At 62.3% G+C, this 15,661-nt stretch carries 15 protein-coding genes; 6 read left to right on the top strand and 9 right to left on the bottom strand.

Annotated elements, in window-relative coordinates:
- Positions 1-11: 11 nt before the first annotated feature.
- The 5 genes from KAZ48_07960 to KAZ48_07940 all read right to left on the bottom strand — a co-directional run bounded on the left by KAZ48_07960 (position 12) and on the right by KAZ48_07940 (position 5,234).
- Positions 12-875 carry an HNH endonuclease gene (locus tag KAZ48_07960; GenBank protein MBP7972721.1) on the bottom strand — a complete coding sequence of 288 codons (864 nt, stop codon included), beginning with the start codon at positions 873-875 and terminating at the stop codon, positions 12-14.
- An 82-nt stretch (positions 876-957) separates the two neighbouring features.
- Positions 958-1,473, bottom strand: coding sequence for a DUF427 domain-containing protein (locus KAZ48_07955; GenBank protein ID MBP7972720.1), 516 nt, complete (start codon positions 1,471-1,473; stop codon positions 958-960).
- A 107-nt stretch (positions 1,474-1,580) separates the two neighbouring features.
- Positions 1,581-3,314: a TM0106 family RecB-like putative nuclease gene (locus tag KAZ48_07950; GenBank protein MBP7972719.1), complete on the bottom strand. Its 1,734-nt coding sequence runs from the start codon at positions 3,312-3,314 to the stop codon at positions 1,581-1,583.
- Between the two features lie 109 nt (positions 3,315-3,423).
- Positions 3,424-3,807: a hypothetical protein gene (locus KAZ48_07945; protein MBP7972718.1), complete on the bottom strand. Its 384-nt coding sequence runs from the start codon at positions 3,805-3,807 to the stop codon at positions 3,424-3,426.
- A gap of 47 nt (positions 3,808-3,854) precedes the next feature.
- The gene (locus KAZ48_07940) at positions 3,855-5,234 is read right to left on the bottom strand and encodes an FAD-dependent oxidoreductase (protein MBP7972717.1); all 1,380 of its coding nucleotides are present in this window, start codon (positions 5,232-5,234) and stop codon (positions 3,855-3,857) included.
- A gap of 165 nt (positions 5,235-5,399) precedes the next feature.
- On the opposite strand from KAZ48_07940, the gene KAZ48_07935 reads away from it, so the two are divergent.
- Entirely contained in the window at positions 5,400-8,354 is a 2,955-nt protein-coding gene (locus tag KAZ48_07935; GenBank protein ID MBP7972716.1) for an aminotransferase, read from the top strand.
- 77 nt (positions 8,355-8,431) lie between these two features.
- Complete coding sequence (locus KAZ48_07930; GenBank protein ID MBP7972715.1) at positions 8,432-8,653, top strand: hypothetical protein; 222 nt, start codon at positions 8,432-8,434, stop codon at positions 8,651-8,653.
- A gap of 2 nt (positions 8,654-8,655) precedes the next feature.
- Here the strand turns inward: KAZ48_07930 and KAZ48_07925 are convergent, their stop codons facing one another.
- A complete protein-coding gene (locus tag KAZ48_07925) occupies positions 8,656-9,402 on the bottom strand; it encodes a hypothetical protein (GenBank protein ID MBP7972714.1) in 747 nt (248 codons plus the stop codon).
- A gap of 193 nt (positions 9,403-9,595) precedes the next feature.
- Here KAZ48_07925 and KAZ48_07920 point away from each other — a divergent pair, with 193 nt between their 5' ends.
- The 3 genes from KAZ48_07920 (at position 9,596) to KAZ48_07910 (ending at position 12,307) form a co-directional block, all read left to right on the top strand.
- Entirely contained in the window at positions 9,596-10,528 is a 933-nt protein-coding gene (locus KAZ48_07920) for a haloalkane dehalogenase (GenBank protein MBP7972713.1), read from the top strand.
- Between the two features lie 52 nt (positions 10,529-10,580).
- Complete coding sequence (locus KAZ48_07915; protein MBP7972712.1) at positions 10,581-11,555, top strand: hypothetical protein; 975 nt, start codon at positions 10,581-10,583, stop codon at positions 11,553-11,555.
- Positions 11,556-11,629: 74 nt separating this feature from the next.
- On the top strand, positions 11,630-12,307 hold the full coding sequence (locus KAZ48_07910) for a hypothetical protein (protein MBP7972711.1): 678 nt from the start codon (positions 11,630-11,632) through the stop codon (positions 12,305-12,307).
- A 37-nt stretch (positions 12,308-12,344) separates the two neighbouring features.
- Here KAZ48_07910 and KAZ48_07905 read toward each other — a convergent pair whose 3' ends face one another.
- A complete protein-coding gene (locus tag KAZ48_07905; protein ID MBP7972710.1) occupies positions 12,345-12,704 on the bottom strand; it encodes a DUF1048 domain-containing protein in 360 nt (119 codons plus the stop codon).
- Entirely contained in the window at positions 12,701-13,027 is a 327-nt protein-coding gene (locus KAZ48_07900; GenBank protein MBP7972709.1) for a PadR family transcriptional regulator, read from the bottom strand. Before KAZ48_07900 ends, KAZ48_07905 begins: the two co-directional genes overlap by 4 nt.
- Before the next feature lie 150 nt (positions 13,028-13,177).
- On the opposite strand from KAZ48_07900, the gene KAZ48_07895 reads away from it, so the two are divergent.
- A complete protein-coding gene (locus tag KAZ48_07895; protein ID MBP7972708.1) occupies positions 13,178-14,206 on the top strand; it encodes a hypothetical protein in 1,029 nt (342 codons plus the stop codon).
- Here the strand turns inward: KAZ48_07895 and KAZ48_07890 are convergent.
- Positions 14,203-15,351: an SPFH domain-containing protein gene (locus KAZ48_07890; GenBank protein ID MBP7972707.1), complete on the bottom strand. Its 1,149-nt coding sequence runs from the start codon at positions 15,349-15,351 to the stop codon at positions 14,203-14,205. The two genes, KAZ48_07895 and KAZ48_07890, sit on opposite strands and share 4 nt — an antisense overlap.
- Positions 15,352-15,661 lie beyond the last annotated feature (310 nt).

The following is a 15,661-nucleotide window of genomic DNA, read 5'->3' as shown; positions in this document are numbered from 1 at the left end:
AGTCACTCTCGCTAGCGGCATTGGGCCGCCATCATCGATTTGTCCGCAGCAGTGACTGCCAGCTTGTACTTGTTCGCAACCTGGGCAAAACGAAGCGAGTAGGCACAGCGCATCGCCTTGTGGGGGATGAGGTAGCTCGCTGGCCCGGAATCGCTTTTGGCGGAGTTGACCGACTGGGTCGTGAGCACGAGATTCAGCGGATCGTTGGCGAACTGCTCGCGCTTGTTGGCTGACCAATATGCTGCGCCCATTTGCCAGCCGTAGCTCAGCGGAATGACGTGATCAACCGGGTAGGCGCTCGCACGGAACTTTGAGAACGTCTCGCGCTGGCCGGTGTACGGGTCGGTGAAGGTCCCTGCCACAACGACGCACTCGTCGCGCTGCTTCACCGAATTCAGGTCACGACGGAGGATGTCATCGCGAGTCGAGCACGAATTCCAGCCCCAGAGGATTCCGCTCACACTGTCGGTCCAGGCGTAACCAAACGCCTCACGTGAATACCCGGTCTTGGGTCCGCGCCCCTTCGTCGTCAATGCAGCGATCTCGTTGCGCGCTGCCGCTCGTTTGGCTTGGGGAAGGATCGTTAATCGCCTCGCCGCCACGGCGTCCGTGCCGGGTATCCCGGATCCATTCGCGCGAGCCGGCCCAGCAGACTTCTCGCGTGAACTGTTCGGGCGATGGGGTGCGAGCTTCTTGGGTGGCGTTGACGGGGACGGTGGTTGGCCCCAGCCGAAGTCCCGAGTCTGAGTCGGCGTGGTCGTGCCATTGCCGGTTGAGGTGGCACTGCAGGACGTCAGGATCGGTGTGACTAGGGCCAAGGCTGCGACGACGGCACTTGCCCGCCAGCCCAGCCAGCTAACCGACCTACCGTTCATGCTCCGACTGTAGGACGGTTCACCGACAGTTGCCGTCGCAATGTCGACCGTCGACCGCGACGGGAACACTGCGTGACCCGAGTTACCAGCCGAAGCTACCCGCAATTCCCTTGAACGGACCCACTACGTCGTCGGTGATCCAACCGCCGTAGAAACCGCCCGGCTGCGGCCGAACCGCTTCACCGTCGACGGTGACCAGATCCATGCTCGCTGCGTACAGCGCAACATGGCCGCGCAACTGCTCATATCCGGTCCACGGCTGCAGGTAGCCCCAAGCAGCCGACTCGACGCGGCGATCACCTGTGTTGACGTCGAAGTAGCTGGCCGGGCCTTTGTATTCACACACACTGGAGCCACGTCCCGGGCTCAACGATCCCGCACAGAAGGAGTCCACCGGCAGGTACCAGGTCGGTGGATGGCTGGTTTCCAGCACCTTGAGCGCGCGATTGGTCCGGCAGATTTCCACGTCCGCGAAGCGAACAACAACGGTGCGATCGTCGCTGACGACGATGGGAGGTCGGGGGAAGTCCCACACGCTGGTTTGACCTGAACCCGCTGGCAGTGGGACCACGCCAGGGGGTAGCCGTCGATTCGCCATGCCTGCATTCTGCCCGACGCCCGGCTGGCCTTGGCGGACCCAGCGGTCGCACGGACGCAGATCAGCGGCTCGGGCTCCTGCACCGGTTCCATCCGAGTTGGCGTCAGTCACTGCAACGACGACAACCAATTGCGCACAGCCGCAGTGGCTTCGACATCGTCATGGTTGTACTCGCACAGACGTCTGCGTGCATCGGCAGCGATGACGGGTTCGTCGCCTCTGGCGTCGACGAGCCAATCCTGTGATTGCAGGCCCCCGGGGTCATCGTCGCGCCACTGGAAACCAGCACCCTTAGTCGCGATGACCTTCAACCCATGTCCGGCGACACCGATGAAGTTCTGCTTGACGATCGGCAGCAGGTCGCAGAAGTACCGATCGGTGAACTCGATCCACTCTTCGACCGTTGGCAACTCCGGGGAGTCCATTTGGTCAATGAGTGCCCTCACGTTGGAGATTTCGACCGATGAATAGTGATAGATCAGCAACGACTTGCCTTTCGCTTCTGATCGCTGCGCGAGTTCCATTAGATAGTCGATCGCAATCTTGGCAATCGCGATCCTGGCCTCGGAAGTCATGGGACCCCAGTCGCACGGTTGGTTCTGGTCAGCGCTCTGCGCCACGCGGTCATTGACCAGAAACCCCCACAGGTAGATGCCCATGTCGGTGTCCCACTCAATGTCGAAGTCGACTTCGACATCGGCGCGGGGGACGTCGATGCGGCCGGTCGTCGTGCGCCCAAACCACTGTCCGGCTACCCGCAGCCGTGCACGCTCGATTGCTCCGTTGAGGCGGTTCTCGGCGCGATTCTGATGAGTGACTTCCGGCCAATAGCTATCGAGGCGCGCGTCGTCCAGTGTCAGGCGCGCGAGGTCGTCGATGGTTCTGACGCCGATCCGATCGAGCGCCAGCCACTCCCGGGTATCGAGGCGGTAGATCAAGGTGTTGGCACTGGCATCGTCCGGTCCAACCTCGGCCAAGCAGTAGTCATACCAGGGGCAACTTTCGCATTCCTTGATGATGACTGGCCGTACCAGCGGGGTCGGTGCCGGACTGTCGGCGGCCTGTGCCGCCACGTCGACCACTGCCAATCGAAAGGTGAACTCGTGGTCGTAGCGCTGGAGTGCAGAACGTAGCTGGGTTCCCTCGGTGCGGGAATACGTTCGGAACAGCGGCTCGTCCAAGTCGCGCCAGATCGCGAAGGCCTCGGGATTTGCGGCGGTGTCATCGATTGCGGCGTCGGCGCCGATCACTGCGGCCAGTGCCGGGCCCGAGGCAACCCAGTCGGCCGCCTGCAACATCCGGTAGTAGTGGGCCAACTGCGCGAGGTCATCGAATTGGTAATTCGTTCGGGCCACGATGCCATCGACGGTGCGGACTGCCGCGGGCAGCGGGTTGGCTGCGGCCGTGCAGGCGACGCGGCCGTGCTCTGAGGCTGTGAGGACTCGGTGATGCTTGATGTCGCCGGGTAGGTAGCCAGAGGATCCGTCTGCCCGATCGGGACCTCGGAAGAGGACGTCGGGAAGACCGCGACGCCGGCCGACCAGATCGTCGGGAATCGCGCCGCCCAGAATGACCGGCACTCCTGCCGCCACCGCGACCGCTGTCGCTCTCGAACGCTGCCCCCAGGCCACATCGGTCAAGTCAACGCACGCCTCACCGAGAGTCTGTCGCAGCAGGTCACGCACCCGGCCTTCGAATTCAACGCCAGCCTCGATGCGCTGCATGGTGGACGCACCTGGATCGACGCGTTCCACGCTCGTCAGGGTTGGGTCATAGTCGTTGTGGGCGCGGCGGGCGCAACGCTTCGCCACGTAGGCGGATAGCAGGATCGGATGGGTCACGCATTCATTGTGTCGCGGGAGTCAGACAGGCACAGCCAGGTGCCGGTCGTGGCGGTGCGGTGTGTTCGCCGGATAACCGGTGAAGTCGGGCCGGGGTCTGTTGCCCGCGTCAACGTGCGCGCGCGAGCGCTTCCCGCAGGCTCCGACCGAAGGCCGTCACGTCGGAACCGCACTGGGCCAGGTCGGCTGGCCCGAGCAGGACGCGCGGCTCTTCGTCGGAGACCAGCAGGACCGTGGGCAATGCAACGCCGTGCAGCTTCGCGGCCAGCGGTTCGTCGACTTCGTTTCGGTGCAGGAGGGTGAAAGGTAGCTCGAGTCCCGCGACGAGTGAATCCCACGACTTCCGTCGCCGAATGGGGGAGTGGGTGATGTCGCACAGTTCGCAGTGTGAGGTGCCACGAACCTTTCCCGCCAGGTAGCTCAATTCGCCGCGCAGACCGCCATCAGCGTTGTAGATACCGACGAGCCGCTGGTTCGTGGTTGCTCCGGTCATAGTTGCTCCACCATCGGTCACTTGCGGGCACATGTCCAGCCAACCGTTCAGTGGCCACCCATGAGCGAACCCATCCACTCGGCCCGGCGAGAACTCCTGCCCGTTCGCTGTTCGGCACTGTCGGCCGACGTCATGGCCTGCAGCCCAGCGTTGATGCCCAGCCACCGCAGTGGCTCAGGCTCCCACCGACGCGAGTGGTGGCCAACCCACGGCAGTGCGGTCAACTCGGTCGATTGGTTCAGGATCAGATCGGCCAAGGTCCGTCCAGCGAGGTTACTGGTGGCAACTCCGTCACCGACGTAGCCACCTGCTTGACCAAAACCGGAGGCGCGGTCATAGCGCACACTCGGCCACCAGTCTCTGGCGATTGCGAGGGGGCCTCCCCAGCGGTGTGTGATGCGTGTATCGGCGAGCGCCGGGAACAGCTCGACGAGGGTTCGCTGCAGTTCCGCGTGGACCCGGTCATTGGTGTCGAATTCGGGCTTGACCTGCGAGCCGACGTGGTACGGGGCCCCGCGGCCACCAAACACGATGCGGTCGTCAGCGGTGCGCTGGCCATAGATGATCAGGTGGCGCAGGTCAGCGAACGTCTGGCGATCCCGGAGTCCAATCTCGTCCCAGAGCTGCGGATTCAGGGGTTCAGTTGCCAGCACGAGCGAGTACACCGGAACGACGTTTCGATGGTGGCTGGCGATCGTCGCTGTGTAGCCCTCCGTGGCCAGGACGACGTGGTCAGCGCGGATCGTGCCGCCACTTGTTTCAACCAGCCTCGGTGCCACCGTCTGGGCGGTGGTGTGCTCGTAGATCGTCGCGCCTCGTGCCTCGACGGCTCGGGCTAGTCCGCGCACGAGTCGAGCTGGATGCAACGCGGCGCAATGCGCCGTGAAGACGCCACCGAGGACGTCCGTTGCGTTGGCCTGGCCTCGAGCCTGCGGTTGGTCAAGGAAGTGCACATCGTCGTCGGTGAAACCCCAGGAACGCGCATCGGCGACTTCGGCGTGTGCTCGGCTCAACTGAGGCGAGCTGCGGGCTAGTTGGACAGTTCCACCAAGCCGGAAGTCGCAGTCGATCCCCTCCGTCGCAGCGACCGTACCCACCTCCTGAACCGTGGCGAACATCTGTCGCTGCCACGCGATCGCGGCGTCGCGGCTTGACTGCTTGGCAATGGTCGACAACGCGATCGGCAGGAGGGCCGAGCACCAACCACCGTTGCGGCTGCTTGCGCCGAATCCGGCAACCTGCGCATCGATGATCACCAAGTGCAAGTCCGGTTGTTGGCGCAGTAAGTAGTACGCCGTCCAAAGCCCCGTGTAGCCAGCGCCCACAATCGCGACGTCAACGGCGATGTTCTCGGTCAGTGGTGGTCGCGCTGGTCCGCGCAGACCAGCGGGAAGCGTGTCCCACCAGAGGCTGTCAGTGTGTGCCACGCGGCCATTGTGCCGTGGAGGCCCGGGAGTCATCAACGACCGTGCGGCAGCTGACTACCGCTGCGCGAACGCACTCGATTGGATAGTTTCGGCCGACGAGAGGACGCTGACGCCGAGGTCTGGCTCCCAAGCTGGCACCCGGGATCACGAGGATCGAGGAATGACGTGGAGGATCTGCCAGGCGGTGCGCCGCGACTGGACGCTGATCAGGCTGCCGCGATTGCTCGCGAGGTCTTCGGCGTCGAGGCCACGGCGGTCAAAGACCTTGGCAGCTATCAGGATCGGAACTTCCTGATCAGCTCGGTGGCAGGCAGATTCGTGCTGAAGGTTGCACACGCGCAGACCCCGCCTGAGGCCCTCGACGCACAGAACGCGGCGATGGTCACACTCGCTGAATTGGACATCGCGGTGCCGACGCCGATTCCCTCCCGCGATGGACTCTCGATGACATCGCTACCGATAAGCGGTGAGTTGCACAACGTCCGACTGTTGAGCTTTGTCGACGGCGTCCCCATGACCGAGTTCGGCTATCTGAGCCACTCAGGCGCCCAGGCACTCGGACGCTTGAGTGGGTCGGTTGCGAGTCGACTGGCGAGCTTCGACCACGCGGGAGCGCACAGATTCATCCAGTGGGACATCAGTGTGTTCGACAAGGTCGTTGACCGGATGGCGTCGGCGTTGGACCACGATGACGAGCTGCGCGTACGAGACCTCGCGCGCAACTCAAAACTCGTCTTGGAGCGGCTGTCCGGCTGCCTGCCCAAGCAAGTCATTCATGGTGACGTCACGGACTTCAACGTCGTCGCGCGGCTAGGGATCGACAATCGTCCGGTCCCGACTGGGCTGATCGACTTCGGCGATTTGGTCTATTCGTGGCGGGCAGCCGAGGCGGCGGTGACGATCTCCTCGCAGCTGGTCAAGAACCTCGCTGCCCCGCTCAAGGTCGCCGCCCAAGTATTTGAGGGCTTTGCCAGCGAGTCCCCATTGGCGGCTGAAGAGGTGGAGGCGCTGTGGCCAATGATCGTGGCGCGAGCGTGTGTGGGTTTGGTGAGCACCGCATATCAACTGACGCAGGAACCCGACAACGACTACCTGCGACAGAACCTCGCAGTCGATCGATCCGTCCTGACCGCAGTGGAACGGGTTCCCTTCTGCCTCGGTCATGCGGTGTTGGCGCAGGCAGCCGGGTTCGACGTGCCAGGCTTGCGCCGCTCGGTCGAGGCACTGGCGCGCCAACCACGCGCACACCTTCTGCCAGGTCACGACCTCGGAACTGCCTCTCGACTAGACCTGTCCGTGATGTCGGACTTGATGTCACAGGGAAGTTGGCTCGATCCGGCAACTGTGCGATCACGGATCGAGGCTCACCTGGGTGATGAGGTTGCCGTCATCGAGTATGGCGAGGCGCACCTGTTACGAGCTTCGGTCAATTCAGCGTCCGAACCGGAAACCATTCACCTCGGCCTCGACGTAGTGGTACCCGCTGGCAGCCCGGTGTGCGCGCCGGTTAGCGGAACCCTCACCAAGGCCTCCGGCCAATCGATACGGCTGGCGACCTCGGATAACGTCGACATCCTGATTGGCGGACTCGCTGGCGAGTCACTGGGTGTCGACGTTGAGGTCGGTGTCGAGATACCGGCCGGTACGCAGATAGGCGAGGTAGCGGCAGTCGCGGCGGGGTCACCACTTCCGCCGCACGTTCACCTGCAACTGGTCAACCGCGATGTCGATGGCGCGCCGACGCATGCTCGCGCGTCGCTGGCGAGTGCGTGGACGACGATCTGTCCGGACCCCTCGTTTGTGCTTGGCCGACGACCGGTCGTGCAGCCGGAGAACGCCCAAGATCTGCGCGAGCGCCGCCTCACGTCCCTTGCCCACGTCCAGAAGCACTACTACGAGGCCCCTCCCCGCATCGAAAGGGGCTGGCGTCAGTACCTCTGTGACATCAACGGACGCGTCTACCTCGACGGCGTCAACAACGTGACCGTGCTGGGGCACAGTCACCCTGCGGTCGAGGAGGCCGTGAGCTACCAACTGCGGACCCTCAACACCAATTCGCGCTTCCACTACGCAGCAAACGTCGATTTCGCCCAAGCCCTCCTGCAGACCATGCCAGCGCAACTGAACCGGGTATTTCTGGTGTCGACCGGCTCGGAGTCCGTCGACCTCGCGTTGCGATTGGCGCGGGTGTTCACCGAGGCAAGGGACACCATCGCGTTGCGCACCGCGTACCACGGGTGGACGGTCGCTTCAGACGAGGTATCCAGTGCGCTGATGGACAACCCGCGTGCGTTGGAAACACGACCAAACTGGATTCACCTGGCAGAACCACCCAATCTGTATCGCGGTCCGTTCCGCGGGCAGGACGCCGGTGCTCGTTATGCCGACGATGTGCGCCGAATTATTGACTCGCTGGCAGCCAGTGGTACGCCGTTGGCGGCCTTCATCTGCGAGACCCTGAACGGAAACGCCGGCGGGATCATGCTGCCGCAGGATTACCTATCGCAGGTGTATCGCGACGTGCGCGCCGCTGGGGGAGTCGTCATCGCCGACGAGGTTCAGGTTGGCTACGGCCGGTTGGGGGAGTTCTTCTGGGGGTTCCAGCTACACGGTGTCATTCCCGACATCGTCTGCCTGGCCAAGGCCACCGGCAATGGCTATCCGGTCGCAGCCGTGGTGTGCACTGACCAAATCGCCGATGCCTTTGCGGCCGAGGGTTCGCTGTTCGCGTCAACAGGCGGTTCCCCGGCCGGTGCCGCCGCCGCAATCGCGACCTTGGCCACGATCCAGGCCGAGGACCTGCAGGGCAATGCCGCGCGAGTGGGAAGCCATTTGCGGGCAGGTCTGCAGCGGTTGGTCGACACCTACGAGATGGCCGGTGCCGTGCATGGAATGGGGTTGTACCTGGGGCTGGAGATCGTCACTGACAAGAGCTCTCAGACTCCGGCGACCGCAGCGACGACCGCGTTGTGTGAGCGGCTCCTTGAGTTGGGCATTGTGATGCAACCAACCGGGGACTACTCCAACGTGCTGAAGATCAAACCACCGTTGTGCATCGATGTGGCCAGCGCAGATTTCCTGCTGAATGGTATCGAGAGCGCGCTACGCGACGGCTGGTGAACTCGGGCGTCGTTGAGCTGCCGCCAACGTGAAGTCGGGTTGGCGTGACATGGCACCCACGGACGATAATCGGGCTCATGTTTGGCTTGAGCGGGCCGGTTTGGGTGCTCTTCGGGGTCATGGCTGCGATGGGCGTGACCGCCATCATCATCATGTTCATCGCGACCCGTCACCACCATGGGCCACGAGTGCCATTCACGGACGCACCGGTCGAGCGTTCACCAGACAAGCCCGGTTGGTACATCGACAAGAGGTCGGGAAACCCTCGGTGGTGGGACGGCAAGGCCTGGCTGGACTGACCTCAGGTGCCGACAGCGTCGACGGGACCAGCTTCGCCGTCACGGAAACGCTGGCCGAGTTCGTCCACTTTTGCCCAGATCAGCGACCGTACCTCCGGTGAGTTCATCTCGCCAATATGCGTCCGACGACCAATGATGAGTTCATCGATTGAAAGATCCGGGAAGGTACGCAGATGTTTGGCGTATTCGTCCTCGGTCGAGATCAGGACGTTGCTCACGCCGGGGACATCAATGTGGGCGCAGGTGTAGGGCCGGATGAAGATCTCGTGGGTGCTGTAGATGTTGGTGACTCGGGAGGCGATCGTCGGGAGGTCGTCATGCAAACTCGTCAGGAACGTCGAATTGGGCGCCATGTCTCGCAAAGCTGCGGCGATGTTGATCCCGGTCAATCTGCGAATCCTGCTCGCCGTGTTCGCCGCACTCACCGAACCGTGCCACGGACACCCCACCGAGAAGACGTGCACGACCTGCGTGGGGTTGTTAATCGCGTACCGGAGTGCGGCAAGCGCGCCTTGGGAATGCCCGACCAAGACCAACGGGGAATCCGGTGCTCTGCCCTGCGCTTCCAAGCCCTTCTGGATGTCCTGCGAGATGTGTTCTTGGGACTTGTGCAGCGGAAGCGTGATCCCGTAGCTCTGCAGGGTGATCAGGAATGCGTTGGGGTGACGCTCCATCACGCCGCGCATCATGAGGTTGGCAGCGACACCCTTGATCGCCGTTCCAGCCACGATCGGCACGGCAATCGGCATGTCTGGTTCCTTTACTACGGGGAGCCTGTGCGGTCAGCCTATCGGTCGGCCAGTGCCTGGTGCGGGTGCCGTAGGACTTGCCGACGAGGGAGTTAGATCACATCTGGCGGCATTCCCCGCGGGCCCGATGGAGCGTGGGTGACGTGCGCGGGTCCGGCCGTTAGCATCGAACCAATCGTCGATCGGAGACAACATGCAGGTGATCCGCACGCCGGATGAGCGATTCGCGAACCTTCCGGGGTTCGAATTCGAGTCTCATTATCTTGAAGCACCGGCACAGAAAGATCACGACGAGCGTGATGGGTCACCGGCGACTCTGCGCATCCACTACCTGGATGAGGGCCCGCGGGATGGCCAGATCGTGCTGCTGATGCATGGAGAGCCATCCTGGTCCTACCTGTACCGGACGATGATCCCGGTCCTGACTGCGGCGGGATACCGGTGCATAGCCCCGGACCTGGTCGGCTTCGGCAAGTCCGACAAACCAACCGACCAGGGTGACTACACCTTTGCCCGGCACGTGGATTGGATGCGTTCGGCGTTGTTCGATGGGCTCGACCTTTCCGACATCACCCTCGTTGCCCAGGACTGGGGCAGTCTCATCGGCCTTCGCTTGGTCGGTGAGGACCCGGAACGGTTCGCGCGCGTCGTCATTGCCAACGGTGGACTACCGACGGGCGATCAGTCCATGCCGGATGCGTTCATGGCCTGGCAGAAGTTCGCCAGCGAGACCGATTCGTTCCCAGTGGGGGCGTTGATCAATGGCGGGTCGGCAACGGACTTGTCCGCCGATGTCATTGCTGCCTACGATGCGCCCTTCCCCGACGATCGCTACTTGGCGGGCGCGAGGGTGTTTCCGTCGCTGGTACCAACCAGTCCCGACGATCCCGCGACGCAAGCAAACCGCGCCGCGTGGCAAACGCTGGTGGAGTTCCAGCGCCCGTTCCTCACCGCGTTCAGTGACAAGGACCCGATCACCAAGGGTGGTGCAGCGGCGTTCATCGGCAGAGTGCCGGGGACGCAAGGTCAAAACCACACGACGATTCAGGGTGGCGGGCACTTTCTCCAAGAGGATTGCGGCCCGGAATTGGCCGAGGTGGTCGTCGAATTCATTACAGCCAACTGATTTCTGCCCGCCCGGTTGTCAGCCGTGACGAGCCAACGGCAACAATCAGCCCATGCTCGAATATGAAGACGAGACCGCCCGCAAGCTCTTCGCTGTCTACGTCCGACCCGAGGGTGAGCGCGGCGAGATCAACTTCTACACCGACGAGGCCGCTGCTGTCGCCGATGTGGGCCCCGGGATGCCCGAGGGCGTCATTACCCACGGCGACGTCTACGTCGAGACGATCGGCGACGCGCTGCTGTTTGCGCCGGCAGATTGGCCGATCATCGGCGTCGACCAGGACTTACTCGTCCAACTGCAAGCCGACACCGTCGAGATCTTCATCGCGCTGACGCCCGCCGAGTCCGATGCATTGATGCTACTGGCGGCTGGGGAGGCCAGTGCTGTTGGTGAGCCAGGCATCCTCGCCGGGGTCGTAGCCGATGACGCGGTGGATGACGACGACGCCGACCTGGTGGACGCGCTGGCGGGAGTTGACGGAACGCAGTCGTGCGTGACCTGGCTGGGCGATGGTTCATTGGTGTTGTTCGAGTCAGGAGCTGATGCCGGTGGTCACGTCCTGGCACACACCCAGCCGCGCCCCGATTTCGGGGACGAGGTCGAATCAGATCGAGCGGTTGTCGCCTTGCTTGAGCATGGTTGGGTGCCTTTTGTCGACGATGCCCACACCTGGCTCGAGGTCGAAGATGCCTGGGTGCTCAACGTTCAGGCGCGCGTCGAAGATGCCGATGAACAGTTCTTCGGCCGCTATACCGCTGACGATCGAACACTGGTGGTGACCCGTGCCGGCGTGGACACCGGTTTGGACGAGGAGCATCTGCAGCTCATCAGCGAGGATGTCGACGACGACTTCATCGACCTCGGTCGGGCGCTGGTTTCGGCCGGATGGAAGATCGACCCAGAGTCCGACGCTGCAGCCGAACAGTCAGACCACCCGGAGTTGCGCGAGAGTCCCGGTTGGTTCCCAGCGGAGACCGACGAGGGCACCGAATGGGTCTGCGCACTGGTGCGGGTTCCAACGCCCTGAGGCAGTAGGGATCACGGCCAACTGTCGGTGCGGGCCAATATCGTGGTGGCATCGAACCACAGATTGGACCAACGATGGAGCCACCACTACAAGCTGGCGATGAACTCGTCGTTGCCCAACTCGGGCTCTGTGCTGGGGGACTGGTTCGCACCTGGTCCGATCGGGGAGGCTCGCGCCTCTGGTCTGTCGATCAACCGGGCCTACTGCACAGCTTGCAGGCGACGGGCCAGATCGCCAGGACTACACGTGAAGGGGGACGCTACCGAGAGGTTGGCCTGCTGTCAGAGGAGACCGGAACACTCATCGTCCAGTCGCGCTTCCCAGTAGAAGTCGAAGGCGATTCGGCCCAGCTCGAAGCCCAAACATTCGCGCTGACACCCGCAGGCGAACCCGCTGAGTCTGCGATTGGTGATGTTGTTGCGCTCATCAAACGGGCCATTCTGTACGCAGCCAATAGTCAGGAGTTCTTGCTCGTCGAACTGGGTGGTTGGGATGCACCCGCCGTGCCCTTCTGCCTCTTTGCGCTCGCGCAAGAAGAGAACGGATCGGTCAGTATCGTGGAGACGAACCCGATCCCGCAGGAGGCAGAGTTCTGGTCGTCCACCTCGGAGTCTGAGGATGGCAGCGGCACCATGTCGAGCCCAGCCAATCCAGACACGATCGCAGCTGCGTGGATCTTCTTCATGGAATCGATCACTGATTGGCGAGTCGAGCCATGGGACCTGGCTTTGACCTTCGGTGAGTACCAGTAGCGCGCAGGCTGATGACCAGCTCGAGGCGGTTCGGCTGTCACGACTGGGCCTGGTCGAGCTTGGCGTGGATGCGGGCGTTCAGTTGGTCGGCCTTCTTCCCCGTCCACGTCTTTGCCTGCGTCTCGGCCAACACGTTTTGGGCGAATCCGGCCACGTCCTCGCCGGTGACCTCCAGGACGGGCCGCCCGGTGGTGGCTCCTTCCTCCATCAGGTCCAAGATGCCGTCGAGCGTGGCGACCATTGACCCGTCTGCGGCGAAGTTCCACATGAACTTCTCGATCTCCTCCATGACTATCCGATAGTCCGGCGGCAGTTGCCTGACACGGGCAGTGTGCTGACGCCAGTCACGCTTGTCTTGGCGCATCTTCTTCCATGCCCCGATTGGACCGTGGTTCATGATTCGTTCCCCTTAATCAAGCGCAGACGTGAATCGACGAAGTCCCACCGCTGCCAGAACACATCCAGTGCGGCACGACCGTCGGCGTTGAGGGTGTACAGCTTGCGCGGCGGCCCCAACTCCGAGCGGACCTTGGCGACCGCGACCAGGCCCTTCTTCTCCAGGCGCAGAAGGATCGGGTAGACCGTGCCCTCGGCCACCGACGTGAACCCGACCTGGTTCAACGCTTTGACGATCTCGTAGCCGTAGTTTGGGCCGCGCGACAGGATCTGCAGCACAGCCCCTTCCAACGCGCCTTTCAACAGCTCGGTCAGATCGTCCATCACCCCTCCAATCCAGTACCTAGTGCTACCTACAACCAGTACATAGTAATCCCAGGTACCGCTACTGTGCAACACCGAGTTGTGGGGCACGCTGCCCAGGGGTGACCTGAGTTCCGTCCACCGCAGCTGACCTTCGCTACATTCGGATGCATGGGTCTGTTCAATCGCAAGCAATCAGAGCAAGCGCCAGGCCCGCCGCCGTTGCGCACTGACTTGATCGCGGACTTGCCTGCAATGGGTGCGCCACTTCCCGAATCGCTGCGCGCACATTCGGGATTCATCAAGCGCGCGGAGTGCCAACGGTGTGGCGCCCCCAAGAAACTGCCGACCAAGACCGCGTACATCTACTGCGACTACTGCGCTGCATTGGTCGACTATGACTTTCGCATTGCCAACGCGGACACCAACGCCGGGATCACAAATACCGTCTTTCATCGACTCATGGCGTACTTCGGACCGCAGCTAGACCACTACAAGGCATACGGAGATCGCGAAAATTATCGGCGCCTGCAGCGAGATCTCTTCTATCAATGGGTCAACCTCTGCCCGCAGGCTGTATCGCCACGAGCGAAGACGGATGTTGAATTCCGAGACCGGTTGATCGCTTACTTCGCCGAAACTGCTGCTACGAAGGATCTTGATCCCGCGCAGGCGCCGCTCGATGCGCAAATGCGGGTGTTGGAGGCAGGTCTGCAACGCATCCCAACACCCAATGGTGCGTGGATGATCGGAGGAACTTTCTGGCAGTTTGCCGAAGTCTGGAAGCAACAGATGGACCTTGCCTACTCGCTGATCAACTCGACTGGCGTGAACGAGATGGACCCGGATGACAGTCCCCCGGGGGTGCCACTGGCGATGGAGTACTCAACGTTCTGCCAGTCGTGGCTCGCGCATCTGCCCCCTGAAGACGGCGAGAAGCTGCTGGCCATGTATGGCCTCAACGCCGAATATGTGAGGTTGGAGCCACAGAATACAAATGACTACAACTGCGGCGGATGCGGTTCAAAGCTGCTAGCGATGGCCGATGCGCACACCATCATCTGCGAAGACTGTGGGGGCACGGTAGACGTGACGGCTGCGCCGATTCCTTGTGGTAACTGCGGCGCCCCGTTGAGTTTCCCGAAGTCGGCAAGTCACTTGTCGTGCCCGTACTGCCAATCGGAAATCCAGCAGCTCTAGGCATTGTGCGCCGCCGGAGCCTGCGGCTTTCCACACTCGCTGCAGAACTTGGCACCCCCACCTAGCGCTGCTCCACATTCGGTGCAGGTGGCAGTTTGCGGTGTCCCGCACTCAGGGCAGAACTTCGCTCCCGGGGTGATCGCCGCGGAGCATTTCACGCATGGCTGGGCAGCAACCGGAGCCGGAACTGCGGCAGCGGCACCACCGCCATCAGCGGTAGGCGGCGGCCCAGGTGGAGTTGCTCCTTCCAGAGGTTGCCCAGGCGGGGGGAGTTCACGCGATGGGCTGGCGTTGGCCGCACCACCCATGCCACCTCCGATTCCCATGCCAGCAGCCATCAAGGTTGGATTGCCACCCTCACCCTTGGCCATGCCTTCGCCGGCGCCAATGAGTGCCGAACCCGCTGCATAGGCGCCGAACGATCCAGCCAACTGCGAGTAAGCGGTGTCTTTGGACAGTGCCTTAAGTTGGGCTGCGTCCTCGTCCGACAATGAGATCTCGACGTTTCCGAACTTCTGAACCTTCAGGCCGTATTGCTCGATTTCTGCGTTGACTGCAGTCACTCCCGCGGTCTCAATCTCCGGCAGATATGTCGCGAGACCCAAGACCGGCCACGATCCATTGGTGATTTGAGTTGTGACGAAATGACGCAGCGACTTGATGATCATCTGGTCTACCCAGTTCATGATCTGATCGTTGTTGTCACTCTGGCCCGTGCCCGTTAGCTCCAGCACGAGCTTCTCAACGTCCGTAACGCGGATCGCGTATTCGCCGAACATGCGCAAAGTCACGACGATGTTTGTGCGCGGATCGATGACGTTGTCCAGCTTGGACCCAAACTTCTCATTCGGAAACTGTTTGGTCGAGACGAAGAACAGTTCAGCGCGATAAGCATTGTCGTCGGTGGCCCAGTCGACAAGCGTTCCGAGGAAGGGCCACTCCTTGGCATCAAGCTTGTAACGGCCGGGACCGAACTTGCCGGCGATCTCGCCGCGGGCCACGAATAGGGCAGCTTGGTCGGCGTCGACGATTGCCGCAGAGAGTTTCTTGATGGTGTTGTTGGGCCATTTGTAGACGAGTTGATTCTTGGCCTCATCCGGGACGGCAATGAAAAGTTCAGAGACCGAATCTTTGAAAAATGCCATTGCGATCCTCCGGAGGCTGTGTTTCCCCTATCCAACAAGATGGTAGGCACATTGCCAATCCCAAACCCCCCAACAGCCTTCGATTCGCGCCCGAATGGCCCTAGCGAAGGTCCCGTGAGGTGCTGCATACTCGCGACGGCGGACGCCAGATTGTTCTGGCCCAGCACCGAGGGAGCGAGCCGATGGGACTATTTGGTGGCAAGATTCCAGGGGCTGGTGGTCAATCAGTCGATGATCTGATGAAGCAAGCGCAAGCAATGCAGGCGCAGGCTACGGCGCAGATGGCAGCCGTACAGCAGGTTTCGTCAGA

It is taken from the genome of Candidatus Nanopelagicales bacterium, from assembly GCA_018003655.1.
Classification (GTDB): domain Bacteria; phylum Actinomycetota; class Actinomycetes; order S36-B12; family UBA10799; genus JAGNDY01.
This window is presented reverse-complemented; position numbering and strand designations above follow the sequence as displayed.

Excerpts from the sequence above, each read along its gene's own strand:
- KAZ48_07900 (MBP7972709.1), bottom strand. The coding sequence starts at position 13,027 with ATGGACGATCTGACCGAGCTGTTGAAAGGCGCGTTGGAAGGGGCTGTG.
- KAZ48_07895 (MBP7972708.1), top strand. The coding sequence starts at position 13,178 with ATGGGTCTGTTCAATCGCAAGCAATCAGAGCAAGCGCCAGGCCCGCCG.
- KAZ48_07925 (MBP7972714.1), bottom strand. The coding sequence starts at position 9,402 with ATGCCGATTGCCGTGCCGATCGTGGCTGGAACGGCGATCAAGGGTGTC.
- KAZ48_07960 (MBP7972721.1), bottom strand. The coding sequence starts at position 875 with ATGAACGGTAGGTCGGTTAGCTGGCTGGGCTGGCGGGCAAGTGCCGTC.
- KAZ48_07920 (MBP7972713.1), top strand. The coding sequence starts at position 9,596 with ATGCAGGTGATCCGCACGCCGGATGAGCGATTCGCGAACCTTCCGGGG.
- KAZ48_07915 (MBP7972712.1), top strand. The coding sequence starts at position 10,581 with ATGCTCGAATATGAAGACGAGACCGCCCGCAAGCTCTTCGCTGTCTAC.
- KAZ48_07930 (MBP7972715.1), top strand. The coding sequence starts at position 8,432 with ATGTTTGGCTTGAGCGGGCCGGTTTGGGTGCTCTTCGGGGTCATGGCT.
- KAZ48_07945 (MBP7972718.1), bottom strand. The coding sequence starts at position 3,807 with ATGACCGGAGCAACCACGAACCAGCGGCTCGTCGGTATCTACAACGCT.
- KAZ48_07890 (MBP7972707.1), bottom strand. The coding sequence starts at position 15,351 with ATGGCATTTTTCAAAGATTCGGTCTCTGAACTTTTCATTGCCGTCCCG.
- KAZ48_07910 (MBP7972711.1), top strand. The coding sequence starts at position 11,630 with ATGGAGCCACCACTACAAGCTGGCGATGAACTCGTCGTTGCCCAACTC.
- KAZ48_07955 (MBP7972720.1), bottom strand. The coding sequence starts at position 1,473 with ATGGCGAATCGACGGCTACCCCCTGGCGTGGTCCCACTGCCAGCGGGT.
- KAZ48_07905 (MBP7972710.1), bottom strand. The coding sequence starts at position 12,704 with ATGAACCACGGTCCAATCGGGGCATGGAAGAAGATGCGCCAAGACAAG.